Genomic DNA, 2,500 nt, shown 5'->3' on the forward strand with positions numbered 1-2,500 from the left:
AGTTGGTAATAATCTTCGAGGAATTTCGGTTCCCATTTGTGGAGTTTGTAAGGGACCCAATCCGAGAATTTCGTATAAGGCCCGTTCTTCTCATATTCGTAATTGTAATCCAGATCGATCTCGGCGGAAACCGGACGGGTCTCCGCTTGCAAAAGTATCCCTAAAAGGATACAGCCGATCAGTCTGAAAATTCTTACCCGCATTCAGAATGATTTTCGGCAATTCCGTCGAATTGCGTAAGGGAGAATCCCCCAAATTCGGCCGATCGTCGGGGATTCTGCGCTCTTCGGCGCTCCACTTTCTTTAAAAAAAGAATCTTTTGAAACCGCGTTCAGTCTAAACTACGAGTTCGGGAACCGGCTGATCGGGAATCGGGTTGACCCCTGATTTTTTACCAAAAGCATTGTTCTCGGAACGAAGTTCCTTTTTTTTTGGTCAATGGATCGTGTACTTTAGAGCCGTTCAGAACAATCTTCTCAAAGGCCGCTTCGGCGTATTGAGCCTCATTTCCTTTTTGGGTTTCAACCTTTCCCTTTCCGCCGAAACGTTATCCGGTTCTTGGTTTTCCGAAATTCAAAAATCCGTGAGCGAAGGGGTTTCCAGCGGTGCCTTCGATTGGACGACCGGTTTTGTTCTGATCACCGGCGGTGTTCTCGCAAGTCTTTTGCCCTGCGTTTATCCTTTGTATCCGATCACCGTAGGAATCGTAAGAGCGAGAGGAGAGGGTTCTCCTAAAATTCTTCACCCCGCGATTTATTATCTCGGTTTGGTTGCAGTGTATGCTTCGTTCGGATTGATCGCCGGTTTTTCGGGAGGAGCGTTTAACGTGATTCTCCGTTATCCGATCGTAAATCTCGGACTTTCCGTTCTTATCTTTTTATTGGCCCTCGGTTCTCTCGATCTCATTCATCTTCCATTTTTCCAATCCAAAGAAGTCAGAACCGCACAAGGATGCGGCGGAACCTTCCTATTAGGAATGGGCGCCGGGCTTCTTTCTTCTCCTTGTGTCGGGCCCGTTGTGGTCGCGATTCTTTTGCAGATCACCGCGGGTTCGGGAGCGATCACGATCGGTTCGGTGGTCCTCGCTTCGTTTAAGATGTTTTTATTCGGAGTCGGTTTGGGTTTTCCGTTTTTGATGATCGGAGTTTTCGGTTTGAGTCTGCCCAAGTCCGGTAAATGGATGCGTTGGATTCAATGGGCGCTCGGAGTTTTCGTATTATATTTTTCTTATACGTATTTTCAAAAGTCCCTTGCCGGTTGGGGAATCTCCGATTCTTCGATTCCTCTCGTTGCATTCGGAATTCTTTTTCTGATTCTTTGTTTATACTTTTTTCTTCCGGAAGAATGGAACCGCTACGTAAGAATGAAGAAGGCTTTGTTTCTCAGCGGGGTCGTTTTATCCGCAACGGCGCTTCTGGTTCTTTTGGTTCCGAATTTCGGCGGAATCAATTCCGTATCCGCGACCGAAACGGAAACGGAAACGAAGGGAAATCTTTCCTGGTTTAGAACTCCGGGTAAGGCGTACACGGAAGGTCAGGACACGGGTAAAAAAGTTTTTATCGATTTTTATGCGGACTGGTGTACGAACTGCAAGGCTTTTGAAGAACTCACTCAAAACGATTCCGCTTTGAACGAGGCGTTGAAAGGCGCGGTTCTTTTAAAGGTCAAGGACAACGATCCGATCTTCGAGACCTATGCGAGAGATCCCCGTTTTGAAGAACTTAAGATCGGCCTTCCTTTTTTTGTGATCCTCGACGCGGATGGAAATCTGTTGTATAAGAATACGGATTATCAGGACACAACCACGATGATCCGCACTTTAAAAGGATTACCATAAAAAAATCCGCAGTCGACGATCGCCGATTTGCGGATTTTCAAATTCTACATTCAAAAATTTGAATGTTTTTACGCGGCCGCTCCTTCTTTTTCCCAAAGTCTACCCTTGATCAAAAAGATCGCCCCGATTACGATGATCGCAACGGATACCCATTGTGATTGGGAAAACCCGTGCCAGTAATACTGATTTAAGAAAGCCGGATTTTGTTCCGCGTTCGGAATGTTTACGATCGAAGGAGGATCGATAAACGGGAACACCGCTTTGTTGACTCTCAAAAATTCCACCATCAATCTCGCGAACCCGTGAAGAATCAAATACTGAGCGCCGATGGAAAACTTTTTAAAGTTCTGATCCTTTGCCCAATACTGGAAGTAAAGAAAGAATAAAAACGAAATGATGGATTCGATGAGAGGAGTGTTCCAAACGGGAACCCCGGACGGATGCGCTCCGTGATAATCGAAAACCAAAAGAGGAATTCTCATCTCGGTCGCAAAGCCGTAACAACCGTCGCCCGAAACCCAACAACCCAACCTTCCGATCGCGTAACCGATCGCCATACTCGGAACCGCGGCGTCGAGATACGAAGGAATGTCGCGGTTGAAATACTTCATATAAAGAACGATAAAAAGAATTCCGAAAAGAAATCCTCCGTAGAAAACAAGA

At 46.1% G+C, this 2,500-nt stretch carries 3 protein-coding genes (2 of these 3 only partly in view); 1 reads left to right on the forward strand and 2 read right to left on the reverse strand.

Annotated elements, in window-relative coordinates:
- A protein-coding gene (locus CH367_RS17985) for a hypothetical protein (RefSeq protein WP_100763880.1) crosses the window boundary here: on the reverse strand, positions 1-203 show its beginning. Its footprint begins 526 nt before the window's first position; only the first 203 of its 729 coding nucleotides appear in the window; the start codon lies at positions 201-203; its stop codon lies beyond the left edge, outside the window.
- Positions 204-445: 242 nt separating this feature from the next.
- Here CH367_RS17985 and CH367_RS17990 point away from each other — a divergent pair, with 242 nt between their 5' ends.
- On the forward strand, positions 446-1,837 hold the full coding sequence (locus CH367_RS17990) for a protein-disulfide reductase DsbD family protein (RefSeq protein WP_100764036.1): 1,392 nt from the start codon (positions 446-448) through the stop codon (positions 1,835-1,837).
- Positions 1,838-1,905: 68 nt separating this feature from the next.
- On the opposite strand, the gene CH367_RS17995 is transcribed toward CH367_RS17990, so the two are convergent.
- Positions 1,906-2,500 carry the 3' portion of a prolipoprotein diacylglyceryl transferase gene (locus CH367_RS17995; protein ID WP_100763881.1) on the reverse strand. 341 nt of this gene lie beyond the right edge of the window, so only the last 595 of its 936 coding nucleotides appear in the window; the start codon falls outside the window, past its right edge; it ends in the stop codon at positions 1,906-1,908.

Source organism: Leptospira barantonii (genome assembly GCF_002811925.1).
Lineage (GTDB): Bacteria > Spirochaetota > Leptospiria > Leptospirales > Leptospiraceae > Leptospira > Leptospira barantonii.